This window comes from Roseibium sp. AWQ4_254 (assembly GCF_056161025.1).
Window position 1 is genome coordinate 15,817 of the sequence record NZ_JBSWYH010000024.1, and the last position, 15,990, is coordinate 31,806.

At 59.8% G+C, this 15,990-nt stretch carries 12 protein-coding genes; 2 read left to right on the top strand and 10 right to left on the bottom strand.

The annotated features are described in order from the left end of the window. Positions 1-87: 87 nt before the first annotated feature. A complete protein-coding gene (locus ACXAIC_RS17940) occupies positions 88-978 on the bottom strand; it encodes a LysR family transcriptional regulator (RefSeq protein ID WP_475183206.1) in 891 nt (296 codons plus the stop codon). Positions 979-1,106: 128 nt separating this feature from the next. Here ACXAIC_RS17940 and ACXAIC_RS17945 point away from each other — a divergent pair, with 128 nt between their 5' ends. Continuing rightward, positions 1,107-1,394 (top strand): DUF1330 domain-containing protein, encoded by a 288-nt coding sequence (locus tag ACXAIC_RS17945; RefSeq protein ID WP_475183209.1) that lies wholly within the window; start codon positions 1,107-1,109, stop codon positions 1,392-1,394. A 213-nt stretch (positions 1,395-1,607) separates the two neighbouring features. On the opposite strand, the gene ACXAIC_RS17950 is transcribed toward ACXAIC_RS17945, so the two are convergent. From ACXAIC_RS17950 to ACXAIC_RS17990, 9 genes are all read right to left on the bottom strand, one after another. Then, positions 1,608-2,201 carry a class I SAM-dependent methyltransferase gene (locus ACXAIC_RS17950; protein WP_475183213.1) on the bottom strand — a complete coding sequence of 198 codons (594 nt, stop codon included), beginning with the start codon at positions 2,199-2,201 and terminating at the stop codon, positions 1,608-1,610. A 62-nt stretch (positions 2,202-2,263) separates the two neighbouring features. Continuing rightward, on the bottom strand, positions 2,264-3,445 hold the full coding sequence (locus ACXAIC_RS17955; protein WP_475183218.1) for an ABC transporter permease: 1,182 nt from the start codon (positions 3,443-3,445) through the stop codon (positions 2,264-2,266). Next, entirely contained in the window at positions 3,442-4,467 is a 1,026-nt protein-coding gene (locus ACXAIC_RS17960; RefSeq protein ID WP_475183223.1) for an ABC transporter permease, read from the bottom strand. Before ACXAIC_RS17960 ends, ACXAIC_RS17955 begins: the two co-directional genes overlap by 4 nt. A 146-nt stretch (positions 4,468-4,613) precedes the next feature. Continuing rightward, a complete protein-coding gene (locus ACXAIC_RS17965) occupies positions 4,614-6,506 on the bottom strand; it encodes an ABC transporter substrate-binding protein (protein ID WP_475183228.1) in 1,893 nt (630 codons plus the stop codon). After that, on the bottom strand, positions 6,503-8,389 hold the full coding sequence (locus tag ACXAIC_RS17970; RefSeq protein ID WP_475183233.1) for an ABC transporter ATP-binding protein: 1,887 nt from the start codon (positions 8,387-8,389) through the stop codon (positions 6,503-6,505). The genes ACXAIC_RS17965 and ACXAIC_RS17970 overlap by 4 nt, the downstream gene beginning before the upstream one ends. A gap of 204 nt (positions 8,390-8,593) precedes the next feature. Next, positions 8,594-10,489, bottom strand: a complete 1,896-nt coding sequence (locus ACXAIC_RS17975; RefSeq protein WP_475183239.1) for an adenylate/guanylate cyclase domain-containing protein — start codon at positions 10,487-10,489, stop codon at positions 8,594-8,596. Positions 10,490-10,556: 67 nt separating this feature from the next. Then, the gene (locus ACXAIC_RS17980; protein WP_475183244.1) at positions 10,557-11,168 is read right to left on the bottom strand and encodes an NUDIX domain-containing protein; all 612 of its coding nucleotides are present in this window, start codon (positions 11,166-11,168) and stop codon (positions 10,557-10,559) included. Between the two features lie 29 nt (positions 11,169-11,197). After that, a complete protein-coding gene (locus ACXAIC_RS17985) occupies positions 11,198-12,388 on the bottom strand; it encodes a CaiB/BaiF CoA transferase family protein (protein WP_475183250.1) in 1,191 nt (396 codons plus the stop codon). Between the two features lie 66 nt (positions 12,389-12,454). After that, entirely contained in the window at positions 12,455-12,952 is a 498-nt protein-coding gene (locus ACXAIC_RS17990; RefSeq protein ID WP_475183256.1) for a class I SAM-dependent methyltransferase, read from the bottom strand. Positions 12,953-13,212: 260 nt separating this feature from the next. Here ACXAIC_RS17990 and pepN point away from each other — a divergent pair, with 260 nt between their 5' ends. Beyond that, positions 13,213-15,858, top strand: a complete 2,646-nt coding sequence (gene pepN, locus ACXAIC_RS17995; RefSeq protein ID WP_475183260.1) for an aminopeptidase N — start codon at positions 13,213-13,215, stop codon at positions 15,856-15,858. Positions 15,859-15,990: the final 132 nt, after the last annotated feature.

Sequence of the window (15,990 nt, forward strand, 5' to 3'; positions counted from 1 at the left end):
TCGAAAGGCAAATCCGAGGAAGCGCGACGCGCTCTTGGGCCCCGCTCGAAATGGCTTCTTTTCAGAACCTTATGCAAAGTTTGGCCTTCACCCCCCCAGATAGAGCTGACCATTCTTTTTGAAGGCGTCCGCAGCAAAGCGCAGAAAGGCGCGGATGCGGGCGACATTTTTCAGATCCGGATGGGTCAGGACCCAGATGTCGAGATAGCGGGACAGCTCGATCCCCGGCACACGGATCAGCTCCGGATCAAGATCTCCTAAAAAGCACGGCAGCCGGCCGATCCCCATTCCGGTGCGCACCGCAGCGTGAAGCGCGATCATGTCATCCGCCACCAGCCGAATAAACGCGGACGGATAGCGGGTCCGGATCTCTTTCGGCACGCCCCTGCCCCACCATTTGAAGGTGACGCAGGCCAGCGCGTCCCGGGACCGGCCGGTCTCCAGAAGCCCCTGGTGCTGGCGGGCGAAGCTGCGGGCCATATAGTAGCCGCGCCGCTGGCCGGTGGCGAGGCGGCCGAACAGGCTGTCTCCGGGTGTATCGGTCACCCTGACGGCGATATCCGCTTCCCGGCGGTGCAGGCTCAGCTTTTCATTGGCGGCGACCATTTCCAGTTCGATGCGCGGATGGCGCTCTGAAAATTGCCGCATGATTTCCGCCAGTTGCACCTGGAAGAGCAATTGGGCCGCCGTCACCCGCAGCGGTCCTTCCAGCTCCGCATCCTGCGCGGTGATACGGGTATCAAGCGCCAGAATCTCCGCTTCCATACGCCGGGCCGCCGCAACCGCCTCCTCTCCGGCGGTGGTTGGCACGAAGCCCTCCGGCAGCCGTTCAAACAGGCGGGTGGCCATGCGCTCTTCCAGCGCGGACAGGCGGCGGGACACGGTGGAGTGAGTCACCCCCAAGCCGCGCGCCGCCTTGGTCACTGTGCCTGCGGAGGCAATTGCGAGCACAAATTTCAGATCATCCCAATTGTCCATGGCGATCCCAAGCCTTTTTCCTTCTGTGCATTTTTGCACAATGACTTTCGGGAATTGACGAATTTTCCGCAGACCAGCTTCACGATACCGTCAGCTTGTCGAAACGCTTCAGGAAAAGGACCTGCCTCATGCCCATTCAAGCCCTTGCCATGATCACCATTTCCGACAAGGAAAGCCTTGGTGCCTATCGGGAAAAAGCCGCAGAGGCGCTTGCCAAGCATGGCGGCAGCATCCTGGCCGCCACCCCGGATGTGACCGTTCTGGAAGCGGCTGGCACCGCCCCGGACATCGCCGCGCTGCTGTCCTTCCCGGCCCTGGATGCCGCCAAGGCCTGGATCAGCGATCCGGATCTTGCCGATACCCATGCGCTGCGCAACAAGGGTGGCATGTCGACCATCGTGGTCTTGCCGGGGTGAGTGCAGAGTTCAGCCGGTGAGGTTTCCGCTTTCTTTCATTTGCCGGTCGGTTCTATGTATTCAATCTTTGAAATGCGCCCGCGAAACAGAAGCTCTGCATTCTGATAGCTGACGTCTGCAGAGGGAATGTGAGGTGGCTGGCAAGCCCATACCGGGAAGGAGACTGTGATGCCAAAGAGGAGGCCCAGCAACCGAACCATGTCCTGGTCCTCTCTATCCCTTAGGCTTCACCAGACGCATGCGCCAAGTGACGCCTTTTTTGTCTGAGACCAGACGGTAATCGTCGAGAACTTCCCATGTGGCCGCATCATCGGTTGCCGCCCACAGGCTGTTGATCAGCTTGTTGGCACCGGATTCAGGTTTTTTCGGAGAATACATGGACAGGGCAATCACACCGTCTTTTTTCAGGAACGGCACATAGCGGCTGACCACGGCGGCCGGATCGTCGGCAAAATGCAGAACCTCATTGAAGACAATGGCGGAAAAGGTTTCGCCTGCCTCCGGTTCAAAAGCATGCATGTCGCCCGCCCGCAGGCTGGCAATAGCCGGATCCACGTCTGCGATCTGCAGCGAGGCGGGAGAGAGATCCATGCCCACATAGCGTTTGACCCCCATGGGTTTCAAACGCTCATAGAGCAGGCCTTCACCACAGCCGATATCCAGTACCTCGTCCATGGCCCCGGTCAGGCTCAGCCACATGCCGATAATGCCATAGCGCCCGCTTTCGGGAAGCGAGCGCAGAAAGGCCCAGCGCCCGGCTTCATATTCCTCGTCCCAGCCTGCGGCGGTGGTGGCGTTTTTTGACATGGTGTTTCCTGATGGCAAAGGCGGGCCGGAACGGCCCGCCGGACAAATCAAATTCCGGGTCTTCACTTATAGGGATCTGCCGCATCGCGCAAACCATCGCCCAGGAAATTGAACGCCAGAACCACAATGATGATGGGCAGCACCGGGGCCATCAGCCAGGGATAAACGGTTACGACCGAAATATTCTGGGCCTCGTTCAACAGAACCCCCCAGGAAATGGCCGGCCGGCGCAGACCGAGATTGAGATAAGACAGCGCGGTTTCCCCCAGGATCATGGCCGGGATCGACAAGGTGGCGGAGGCAATGATGTGGCTGGTGAAGCCAGGGAGCAAGTGCCGCGTGATCACACGTTTCGGTTTGGCTCCCATCAGCACCGCCGCCTTGGCATATTCCTCCTCGCGCAAGGAGAGCAGCTTGGAGCGCACCGCACGGGCAAGACCCGGCCAATCCAGAAGCCCGAGAATGACCGTGAGGCCGAGATAAATCCAGACTGGGCTCCAGGTGACCGGCAGGGCCGCAGACAGGGCCATCCACAGGGGCAGCTCCGGCAGAGAGCGGATGATCTCGATCATGCGCTGGATCACACTGTCAAGCACCCCGCCGAAATAGCCGGCAATCCCGCCGAAAAACAATCCGAGCACGATCGAGATGGTAACCCCGATCAGGCCCACGGTGAGGGACAGGCGCGCGCCATAGACCAGCCCGGAAAACTGGTCCCGGCCCAGCCGGTCTGTGCCGACAAGAAACAGGGTGCCGCCTTCCGCAGGGCAGAACAGATGGAATTCGGCGTCAAAAAGGCCCCAGAACTTATATTTCGCGCCCCGGCAAAAAAACCGGATGGGCTGAACGTCGTCCGGATCTTCCGTGAAGACCCATTGCAGGGTTTCCATGTCGATCGCGGAGGACATGCCATAAACGAACGGCCCGACAAATGAGCCCTCGTGGAAGAGGTGGACCGACTGGGGCGGCGCAAACAGGTGATCGGCGTCCCGGGAGTTCGGGCTGTAGGGCGCGATGACCTCCGCAAAGGGCACGCACAGATAAAACAGGATCAGGATCACACCGGACCAGACGGCGACCTTATGGCGCTTGAACTTCCACCACATGATTCGCCACTGGGAGGCCTGGTAGAACCGTTCCTGCTCCGCCGTCATGTCTTCCGTCACCGCCGGATTGAACGGTGTCGGATCAACGTAATGCTCCACCTCGCGCACCGGCGCGCCGTCTTTCACATCCCTGCTCATGACGCAGCCCCTCCGCCCAGACGGATGCGCGGATCCAGCACCGCCAGCAACAGATCGGAAATCAACATGCCGATCAATGTCAAAACCGCCACAAAGAGCAGAATGAAGCCGGACAGGAACTGATCCTGGGACTGCAAGGCTGACAGCAGGACCGGGCCAACGGTTGGCAGGCTCATCACCACGGAGACGATCACGGAGCCTGACACCATGGAGGGGATCAAGTTTCCAATATCGGCAATGAACGGGTTGATCGCCATGCGCAGCGGATATTTGACCAGAAGCTGGTTTTCCTTCAGCCCCTTGGCCCGGCCGGTGGTCACATATTGCTTGTGCAGCTCGTCCAGAAGATTGGCGCGCAACCTGCGGATCATGGCGGCAGTTCCCGACGTGCCGATCACGATGGTCGGTACGATCAGATGGGCCATGACCGACATGGCCTTGTCCACACTCCAGGGCTGGTCGATATATTCGGCCGCCATCAGCCCGCCGACCGACAGGCCGAACCACAGATTGAACAGATAAAGAAGGATCAGTGCCAGCAGGAAATTCGGTGTTGCCAGGCCGATATATCCCAGCAAGGTGAAGCCGTAATCCGCCCAGGAATATTGCCGGGTTGCGGAAAAGATCCCGATCGGGAATGACACGACATAGACAAACAGGATGGTCGCGAAATTAAGCACGATGGTCAGTGGCAGCGTTGGCCCAACCACCTGCTCCACCGGTTTGTCGAATTCAAACGACCAGCCCCAATTGCCCTGCAGCAGCCCGTCAAGGCCGTTCGTTCCTGGCCAGAGGCCGATCCAGATCAGATACCGCTCGAAGAACGGCCGGTCGAGCGAATATTCCTTGCGCAGAAACTCCAGCTTGGCGACAGACGATTCCTCGCCAGTGGATTTGAGCGCGGCAATCTGGTTGGAAATATAATCGCCTGCGGGCAATTCAATGATCAAGAAAGTCAGAAAACTGATCACCAGCAAGGTGGGGACCATCATGAAAATCCGGCGTATAATGTAATAGAGCACCTGGTCTCCCCTTAGGCCCGATACGGCTGGCCCGCCCGCCAGCCTGGCTGCAATGCCGCAGCCCTATTGAGTTCATGCCCGCAAGCGCATGCCGTCTCCCTGCAGGCGGCCCGTCAGATCCTGTTCCGGACCTGACGGAGCAGCTTTCAGTCCTCATCATCCATATAGAACTCGTCCATCCGGTGAATGCCAAAATGGGCGCCCGGATCCCAGCCATAGATCCCTTCCAGCGGCACGTTTTCAACCTCTTTGATGACCACGGGTTGACGCACGCCGGAGACAAGGCCGATATGGATGGTTTCTTCCGCATGGATATCCAGTATCTCTTCCCAGATCTTGGCCCGTTCGTCCGCCGTCCTGGAGTTCAGCCAGGCCTTGTAAAGCTCCATCAGGCGGACTGCCGGCGGCCAGTCCGGCTTTTCACCGCCTTCCCCGTGGGTTTCATAATAATCCCCCCAGGCTTGCCAGGACCACCGGTCCCCATGCACCGGGACATAGTCATCCGGCGGCATTTCGGAGGTGGGAATGCCATTTTCAAACCCCCACCAGACGGCCATCACCAGATCGCCGGAAATGGCACGCTTATGCATGTTGTCGCGCTGGCTCGGCTTGGCAAACAGCTTCACCCCCAGTTCACGCCACATCTCGGTCACCAGCTCCAGCGCATCTTCCTGCACCTGGGCTTCACCCGCCGTTTCCACGATGATCTCCAGGGGCCGGCCGTCCGGCATCAGACGGATGCCTTCGTCATTGCGCTGTGTCAGACCGATGTCATCCAAGAGGGCATTGGCCTTGTCCGGATCGTATTTGGCCCATTTGGTGGTGTATTCGGGTTTATAGAGCGGGCTGGCTGGCAGAACCGTGTCATTGCCCGGTGTCGCAAGGCCGAAAAACAGAACCCGGTTGATCAGTTTCCGGTCGATGCCCAGTGACAGGGCATGCCGGAAGCGCGTATCGCGCAGCAATGTGCGCCACACCGGATCCTTGACGGTCAGGTTCGGCTGGATCGAAATTTCAGAGCCCTTGGAGTTGGACCAGAGCGCTGTGGTGTAATCATTGCGCTTTTCGCCCTTTTTCAGGACCGTGATGTCGGAAAAGCTCAGGTTCCGGGCCTGAAGATTGCTCTCGCCCGCCTGGGTCTTGGCCGGGATCAGCTTGCGGTCGGCCACGGTCATGATGACTTCGTCGATATAGGGCAATTGCTGGCCCGTGCTGTCGACCCGGTGATAGAAGGGATTGCGTTCCAGAATGAAGCGCAATTCGCTGTCGTCGCGCTTGCGCACCCAGGGCTGCAGGGACGGCAGATCGGCATTGCGCGCATTATACATGTCGTCTTTTTTGTTGTGCAGCGGCGCCCAGCTGCGCACCTTGACCTTGGCGGCTTCCTTGGCAATGAAATCCGGATCGCCATATTTTTCGTGAAACTGCTTCAGATAGTGGGCAGGACGGTAGATGAAGGGCGGACGGGCCTTGGCGAGCTCCGGCAGAAACAGCGGATTGGGCGCGTCCCAGGTGAACCGCACGGTGGTCTCGTCCAACACCTCGAACTTGGGTCCCTTGCCATCCACCATCAAAAAGGGCGGCAGGCCCGACGGGGTCAGGTCCTTGTTGTTGACCACATCTTCAAAATAATAGCGGAGATCCTCGGCGCCGAAAGGCTGCCCGTCGGACCATTTGTGGCCCTTGCGGGTGTGCAGGGTGAAGATCCGGCCATCCTCGACCTCCACTTCCTTCAAGAGATCTGGCACAAGCTCCAGCTCTTCCGTATAGCCGACCAGCCGGGCATAGCCCCAAACGTTGATCAGGCGCACGTCCTTGGAGCGGCCGATCAAGGTGTCAAGCGCGCCCCCCGGAGTGCCCACGGTCCGGCCCTTGGCTTCCAGATCGACCACCAGCGGTTCTGCGGGAAGACGCTCTGCCACCGGTGGTAGGGACGGGTCGAGCCCCGGAGTTTCCTTAAACTCAAGCGCGGCCAGGGGCCCTGCCATTATGGCGGCGGTCAGGAACACCCCTGCCCTTGCCAGGTGTTTGAAATTCATGCTGCTGTCCCCTCAAGTGCCCCGGAATTCTTAAGTCCGGGTGCGCAGACAAAATGTTCTGGTTCCATTTCGACCAATGACGGTTCTGTGCCGTCTTCAAGCCTGAACGGCTCCGGCCAAAGCTGCGGCTCGGACGCGCGGTTGGCGTCCAGCGCAGCAAAATCAAGCGGTGCGGACAAGTCCGGCTCGGGAACGGCCGACAGCAGCGCTTTGGTGTAAGGATGCTGCGGATTGCCGACCACCGTGCGGGTTTCGCCCAGTTCCACCAGGCGTCCCCGGCACATCACCGCGATCCGGTCCGCCACATAGTCGACCACCGCAAGATTGTGGCTGACAAAAAGATAGGTCAGGTTCAGGTCCCGTTTGAGATCCTGCAACAGGTTCAGGATTTGCGCCTGTACCGATACGTCCAGGGCGGAGGTCGGCTCATCGCACAAGATGAATTCCGGATTGAGTGCAAGCGCCCGCGCAATGCCGATGCGCTGGCGCTGGCCGCCGGAGAAGGAATGGGGGTAGCGGCGCAGAAACCTGGGGTCGAGCCCCACAAGGTTCATGAGATTGCGCACCCGCTCCGCCCGCTCCTGCGGCGTGCCGATGCCGTGAACCTCAAAAGGTTCCATGAGCGTGTCATTGATGGTCATGCGCGGGTTCAGCGAGGAGAACGGGTCCTGAAAGATCAGCTGAACCCGGCGCCGGTAGTCCATCAGGTCTTCCCCGCTGAGGCCTGCTATGTCTTCCAAACCCTGGCCGCGGTTGTAAAGAACCTCGCCGCCTTCCAGGGTGAGCGCGCGCAAAATGGCTTTGGCCGCAGTGGTCTTGCCCGAGCCGGATTCCCCCACCAACCCCAGGCATTCTCCGCGCCGGATGGTGAAGCTGATGGAATCCAGAGCCGTCATGGTTTTGGCCTTGGAGCTGAAAAGCGAGCCTTTGCGCAGGGAAAAGCACTTGGTGACATTGCGCATTTCCACCAGAGGCTCGCCAGGCGTCACATCGCATTTGGGCCGGTTGCGTGTCAGATCCTCCGACTTCAGCTCAATGGGCCGGATCGGCACCAGACGTTCGCTCTTGTCCATGTGGAAACTTGGAACCGCGTTCAAGAGCGCTTTCAGATAATCGTGCTGCGGATTGGAAAAGAGTTGCTGGGCCGTGCCCTTTTCCATGATCCGGCCGTGATAGATGACCGCGATCTCGTCGGCCATGTTGGCGACCACGCCGAAATCATGGGTGATCATCAGCACGGACATGCGCAGTTCGGCCTGAACCTCCCGGATGAGTTTCAGGATTTCCGCCTGGATCGTCACATCCAGCGCAGTCGTCGGCTCGTCGGCAATCAAAAGCGCCGGACGGCAGATCATCGCCATGGCAATCATGGCCCGCTGGCGCAGACCGCCGGACAGTTCAAACGGATAATTGTCCAGCGCCCGGTCCGGATCAGGAAACTGAACGAGGTGCAGCATGTCCCTTGTGAGCTCACGGGCCTCGGCTCCGGAGACATTCCGGTGCAGCAGGGCGGCCTCACCGATCTGGTCGCCAATTGTGTGCAGCGGCGACAGAGAGGTCATCGGTTCCTGGAAGATGATCGCAACCCGGTTGCCGCGCAGATGCCGCATCTGCGGCCCCTTGCGCTCAAGCGCGGCAATGTCGACCGGCGGCTCGGCCCCGCTCGGGTCTGCCAGCAGAACCTTGCCGGCGGTAATCTCGGCGGCCTGGGGAAGCAGGCCCATGATGGTCTGGGAAATAACTGTCTTGCCGGACCCGGATTCCCCGACCAATGCCACTGTGCAGTTTTCGGGAACGGCAAAGGAAACGTCGTCAACTGCCCGGATACACCCTTCGGCCGTATTAAACTCTACCGTTAATCCCTCGATCGAGAGAACATTCACCGCGTTATTCCTTCCCCGGCCAGGATTGTCTGCAAAAAGGCTTACTAAGCCCTTTTTGCGACAGAAAGACAACCAAATTTGCCTTTGGATAGCAATGAGGAATTCTGTGTTGCTGCGCAGTGACCTGAATTACGGCAGTCAGATTCCCCCTATTTTTTCAGAATCTTGCACCTTCTTCCGCCAAGTAATTGATTTTGCGCGGGGCTATTCTGCCGCCGACACTGGACGGCTCGTCTGCGCAGCGCTGTCCTGTTCGGGCACCTCCAGCGAGACCTGGAGCTGCGGATCGATCCAATAGACCTCCATAAGGCCACTGCGCCCACGCAAATGATGAGCCCCAACGGCCCGCTTGCTGACGTCGCCCGGGAGTTTGGCCACCGTGTCCGCACTGGCAAGGATCGTCATCTCCGGCGTTCCCTCCGCTTCCCGCCCGAGGGTCTGAAGCCGCTCGGCCGCGTTCACCGTGTCGCCGACAACCGTATAGTTCCACCGGTCCAGCGCCCCCACATTTCCGACAACCGCTTCGCCCGTGTGAATGCCGATGCGCATGGACATTTCCGGCCGGCCCTCTTCCGCCGCCTTCTTGTTGGAAGCGTGCAATGTCTGCGCAATTCTGCGCGCCGTGCGCACGGCAGCTTCCGCATGGTCGGGACGTGCGTCCGGCGCGCCCCAGAAGGCCAGCATCCCATCGCCCAGAAACTTGTCGACCGTGCCGCCTTCCCGCTCCACGGCCTCGACCAGGATCGCGAAATGGCTATTGAGGAGCCGCGCGGTGTCCGCTGCGCTCAAATGTTCCGAAAGAGCCGTGAAACCGACAATATCGGTGAACAGGACCGTCAGCTCCGCCTGCCGGGCTTCGGCGGCCTGGGCACCGCCGAGCTGCATCAGCTTGGTGAACAGGGACCGGGGCACATAAGGGTTCATGGCCTTGAGCCCTTCGACCATGGAATTGAAGGCTAGCGAGACTTGATCAATCTCCGCAACCCGGCTGCGCGGCATACGCTGAACCTCGTTGAGGGAGAGGCTGCCCACGCGCCGGGACTGAACCGCGAGATTGCGCAGCGGCCGTGCCACCCGGCGGCCCAGCCAGAACGCGATCAGAACCGACACCACAAGCGCCCCGAAGCCGACAAACATGGACCCGGCCAGCCGGCGCACCTCCCGCGAGACAGTGGCGCTCAGGAAGTACTGGCCAATTGTCCAGGGCTGGTCGCTGAAGCCTTCGAGCCGGGTCTTCATGATGATGAAGTCCTTGTCTTCCGTCTCGACCGAAAAAACATTGATGCCCAGGTCCGCAGCCTTTTGAAATTCCTCCAAAGGCTCCTCATCCGCCATGGCCGCCAGAACCGGGTCTCCCACACGGCTCCACTGGCCGGGAAGATTGTTCTTGATGTTGCCGCCGGTCTGAAGGTGGTTGGCGTCGGAATGCATGATCACCCGGCTGTCCCCATCCAGAATGAAGATGGTATTGTCGCTGCCATCATCCTGGGCCTTGACCAGCTCGGCAATGTCTTTCATGGAGCTGGCGGCAGTCAGAATGCCCGCCATTTTGCCGTCTTCTACCAGCGGCACGGAAACATTGGCAAAGAGGCCGACGCTGTGCTTCACCAGCGCACCCCAGGTCGGCGGACTGTCCGGTGTCAGCTCTGGAAGATCGCGCACATCCATGCCCGGCGGCGGCGTATCGGTTTCAATCCGCCATAATTTTCCAGACGGCGCCCGGTAGATCCCGAGCCGCCGGCCATCCGGTGACGTCATCACAAGGGTTGTGAGATCCGCGTTGGATTGCAGGGCAATGGACAGGTCCTGAAGGGTCCGCTCCGGATCGTCAAAGCCGACCTTGCCGCCCTCGAAATAGGGTTTCAGGCCGACAACCGCCTTTTGGACAGACGTGAAATGGGTGCGCAACTGGGTTTCCAGCGCCTCCGTGCTCAAGATCATTTTGTCATTGAGCAGGGAAAACGTGTTTCTGAAATTCGCGCTGACGGAAAGCGCCAGCACCAGACCGATGGCAATCGCGACAAACGCACCGAACCCGACGCCGACAATGCTTGTCAGCGGAAGCTTGATGCGGCGGTCCCGTTTGCTGTCTTCGCTCACCAGCTTTGTCCTGTTTTCTGCGATCTTAGCGTTCCGTCCCTTAACGTCAAACTACCTTAAAGGCAGGTCAGGCTGGCGCGCCGGATCCTGTCTTCTTGTCCATCATCTGCCGTAAGGCAAGCTCCTGCAGAAGCATGATCGTCTTGGCATCGCAAATGTCCCCGGTGCGGGTTTTCAAAAGCGCCTCTTCAAGCGGCACATGAAGAACTTCAATATCCTCGCCCTCATGCTCCGCGCCCCCGCCCTCGCCCGTCTTGTCCTTGAGCCGGTAGGTGCCGGTATAGAAAGACAGATATTCGGTCACTGAGCCAGGGCTCATGAACGCGTCAAAGAGGTGCTCCAGAGCAGGGACTTCGAAGCCGGTCTCTTCCATCAGTTCCGCGCGCATCCGCTCTTCCGGCTGCACCCCTTCCAACAGACCGGCAGGCGCTTCCACCAGAAAAGGGTCCTTGCCATTGAGAAACGCTGGCAGGCGGAACTGGCGCGTCAACAGAACGCAACCGGTCTGCGGGTTGAACAGAAGACAGACAACCGCATTGCCCCGGTCATAGGCTTCCCGGGTCATTTCCTGCCAGCCACCATCCTGGCGGCGGTATTGAAACCGGTAGCGGGTCAACCGGCCCCAGTCATCCGCCAGCACGGTGGAGTCCAGAAACCTCAGATAGTCCGTATTTTTCATACTGCCCGTCCTGCTGTCTGCCGCCCGGGTCACGCCTTGGACGACTTCTCTTCAGTGAGGCCAAGTTCTGCAAGGATCTCAGCGGTATGTTCGCCCAGAGACGGGGCTGCCCGGTCCAGAACCAGAGAGCTGTTCTGAAAGGTGATCGGCGTGCGCACAGAGGAGACAGTGCCGCCCTCAACCCCATCCGCTTTCAGCGTCACCTTCATGCCCCGATGGACCACCTGGGCATCGTTGAACACATCTTTCACCGAATTGATCGGTCCCGCCGGAACCCCTTCCAGTTCCAAGGCAGCCAGAAGATCGTCCCGGGCGCGGACTGCCGTTTCCGCTGCGATCAGCGGAACCAGTTCGCTTCTTGCCGCAACCCGGGCCGCATTGGTTGCAAATTTCGGCTGCTCAGCCAGATTCTGAAGGCCCAAAACCCCGCACATGCGCTGGAACTGGCCGTCATTGCCAACCGCAATGATCAAATGGCCGTCGCTGGCCGGGAACACCTGGTAAGGCACAATGTTGGGATGGGCATTGCCAAGGCGTTTGGGCGCCGTGCCGGAGACAAAATAGTTGAGGGCCTGATTGGCCAGAACCCCCACCTGGGCATCCAGAAGCGCCATATCAACATGCTCGCCCTCCCCGGTCCTGTCCCGGCGCCGGAGTGCGGCCAGAATGCCGACCACACCGTAAAGGCCGGTGAAGATATCGGCAAAGGCAACGCCAATCTTCTGCGGGCCGCCATCCGGTTCACCGGTCAGATCCATGATGCCCCCCATGCCCTGGATCATGAAGTCATACCCGGCCCGGTGGGCATAGGGGCCCTCCTGGCCGAACCCGGTGATGGAGCAATAAATCAGCTTTGGATTGACCTTTTTCAGGCTCTCATAATCGAGACCGTATTTGGTGAGACCGCCCACTTTGAAATTTTCAATCACAATATCCGCACCGGCCACCAGACGGCGCACGATCTCCTGACCTTCTTCGGTCCGGAAGTCGGCCACCACAGAGCGCTTGCCCCGGTTGCAGGCGTGAAAATAGGCCGCATCCCGGTCCTCGCCGTCCGCATCCTTCACAAAGGGCGGCCCCCAGCTTCGCGTGTCATCCCCCTTGGGGCTCTCCACCTTGATCACATCCGCCCCGAGGTCAGACAGGGTCTGCCCCGTCCAGGGCCCGGCCAGAATGCGGGCGAGTTCGACAACCTTAATGCCTTCAAGGGGCGCGGACATGCGTGAGGTTCCTGTTCAGATCGGGAGGAGGAAAAAACGGCACAGATATCAAGAAGGGAGCGCTGCTCAGGCGTCTGCGGTCTTGCGGTAGATATGATATCTGCCGGGATGGATGCCTTGCGGCTTTTCCAGGGCTTCGAAATTCGGCAGATTGAGCGCCAGCGCGGTCAGTACATATCCCCCGACCGCCATGCGCTGGTTCAGCAGCGGCTCAAGCCAATGGACAATTGCAAGATCGTTGGTCGGATCGGCCGAGCCTATATCGATATGGGCAAAGGAGGCCAATGCGCCGACACGCGGGCCGCAAAAGGCAAGTGTGTCGCGGATATCGCCCAGGATCATGTGCTCCGCATCCGGCGCACAGCTCGGATGGCAGTTCATGGCGAAATCGAAGACAAAAATCTCCTTGTCCGGATAGATTTCCCGCAAATGGTCATAGGTGCGGCCGTTCCCGAGCCCCAGTTCCAGAACCGGACCATCTACGGCATTGACCTTGTCGACAAGATGTTCCAGCAGGATTTTCTGCGATGTCATACGGCGGATGAAACTGTCCAGGCGGCTCATTTAGACTTTCCCAGTGACTCAAGACGCCTCTGACATAGTCAATGGCCCGCGGAAGGTCAAAACCTCATCCCCGCAACCAGAATGCGAAAAACAAAACATCGCCAAGGCAAAAGTTGCAAAATCAGGACTTTGCCCCATTTGGTGATCATGTTAACGCGGTTGGGGCACGGCTATGTGTATTGAGCCGTTGCCAAGGCCTGATGCGGGTCAATCGTCCGCGGACAGGCTTTGACATCTGAACAAACTCCCGGGAGACCTCGATGCGATCCGAAACGGCGCCGGCCATTCGGCTGGAAGACTACCAACCGCCTGCCTACCGTATCGACAAGGTTCACCTGACGTTTCAGCTTGACCCGGTGGCCACGAAGGTTATCGCGGTCCTCAGGATTGACCGCCAGCCCGGCACACGGGCCGGGACGCCCCTGTGCCTGGACGGGGACGATCTGAATCTTTTGACAGTGGCGCTGAACGGAACCCTGCTTGAAGAGACCGCCTATTCAGTCACAGCGGACAAGCTGGAGCTTCTTTCGCCGCCGGACGGGGCTTTCGACCTGACGCTGACCACCCGGATCAACCCGGATGCCAATTCACAGCTCATGGGTCTTTACAGATCTTCCGGCACCTTCTGCACCCAGTGCGAGGCTGAAGGCTTTCGGCGCATCACCTATTTCCTCGACCGCCCGGACGTTCTGGCTGTCTACACGACCCGTCTGGAGGCCTCGAAGGCGGACTACCCGGTGCTGCTGGCCAACGGCAATCTTCAGGACACCGGAGAGATTCCCGGCAGCGGCCGTCATTTTGCCGTCTGGCATGATCCCCACCCCAAACCTTCCTACCTGTTCGCCCTTGTTGCCGGGGATCTGGCGGCCGTTCCGGACCGGTTCACCACCGCATCTGGCAGGGAAGTCGCCCTGAACATCTATGTCGAACACGGCAATGAGCCGCTCTGCGGTTGGGCCATGGATTCGCTGAAACGCTCCATGCGCTGGGACGAAGAGGTGTTCGGGCGCGAATATGATCTGGACGTGTTCAATATCGTTGCTGTCTCCGACTTCAACATGGGGGCCATGGAGAACAAGGGCCTCAACATCTTCAATGACAAATATGTTCTGGCTGATGCGGAGACCGCAACCGATCAGGACTATGCCAATATCGAGGCGGTGATTGCCCATGAATATTTCCACAACTGGACCGGCAACCGCATCACCTGCCGGGACTGGTTCCAGCTGTGCCTGAAGGAAGGGCTGACGGTTTACCGGGACCAGGAATTCAGCGCTGACATGCGCTCGCGCACCGTCAAGCGCATCGCCGATGTCCGGCTCCTGAAGTCCCACCAGTTTCCGGAAGATGCCGGCCCCCTCGCCCATCCGGTGCGCCCGCGCGCCTATCACGAGATCAACAACTTTTACACGGCCACCGTCTATGAAAAGGGCGCCGAGGTCGTGCGGATGCTGAAGACTCTTCTGGGAGCTGACGGCTTCCGCAAGGGGCTTGATCTTTATTTTCAGCGCCATGACGGGGACGCCACAACGATTGAAGCCTTTCTGGCCTGTTTTGAAGAAGCGGCCAGGGTGGATCTTGGCCAATTTGCGCTCTGGTACGAACAGGCGGGCACGCCGGTTGTGCGCGTAAAGCCCCACCATGACGCACAGAAGAAGACCTACACGCTCACCTTGTCGCAGACCATCCCCCCCCTGCCGGGACAAAAGGCCGGCAAACCGGCCGTGATCCCGTTGCGTTTCGGCCTGATCGGACAGGACGGCAAGGATATCGCCCTGCCGGATGCGGCCGGAGCCAGATTGTCGGGGGATGTGCTGGTGCTGGAAGAGGCCCGGCAGGAGATCACGTTTTCCGGCCTGCCCGCCGCGCCGGTCCTGTCCCTTGCCCGGGGGTTCTCCGCGCCCGTGCGGCTTGACCAGCCCCAAAGTCTTGAGGACCTGCGGTTTCTGGCCGCCCATGATACGGACCCGTTCAACCGCTGGCAGGCGGTGCAGACCCTTGCCCTGAAAGATCTTGTGCGCATGAGCGGCCTGATCGGCAAAGGGAAGGAGGCTCAGGCGGATCCCGGCGGTGTGGCCGTCTTTGGTGCGGTTTTGGAGGACCAGGATCTGGACCCCGCCCTGAAGGCCCTGGCCCTGACGCTGCCCAGCGAGCCGGACATTGCCCAGGAGATTGGCAAGGAAGTTGACCCGGATGCGGTACACAGCGCCCGTCAGATCCTTCGCACGGCGATTGCCAGGGGCCATCAGGCCGCCTTCCTGAGAACTGCCGATGCACTTGCGCCTGGCAGCGACTACTCGCCGCAGGCCGGACCGGCCGGAGACCGGGCTCTAGCCAACCGGGCCCTTTACTATTATGCCGCCTCCGGTGCTGCCGGCACCGAAGATCTGATCTGGAGCCGGTTCGCCGCCGCCAACAACATGACAGACCGCCTCGCCTGCCTGACCCTTCTGGTTCATGACCGCATGACACGCAGCAGCGAGGCCCTGGCCGCATTCCTGGACCGCCACCGGAACAACTCTCTGGCCATGGACAAATGGTTCATGACCCAGGCGACCGCGCCCGGCGACGAAACCTTACCCAAGGTAAAGGAGCTTCTTACCCACCCGCTTTACGATGCGGGAAATCCGAACCGGATCCGGTCCCTGCTGCAGTCTTTTGCCACTGGAAATCCGACGCAATTCGCCCGGCGCGACGGGACGGGCTTTGAGTTCATTGCCGAATCGGCGCTCCTGATCGACAGCCGGACCCCCCAGGTCGCCTCTCGACTTCTAACCAGCTTCCGCTCCTGGAGGGCACTTGATCCACAACGCAGTCGACTTGCGGAAGCCGCCCTGTTGAAGATTTCATCAAGCGAAGACCTGTCGAGGGACAGCCGGGATATCGTAGACAGAACATTGCAATAGTGGGCTTTACTGGAAAAGGTTAACAAGTCAGCGGTAAAATTGGCTGCACGTTAACCATTTTCTTCTTCGGCGGGGCTGGACAAAGACATAAGATTTGATTCAAATGGAAGTGATTCGGAGCACGCTCCGATG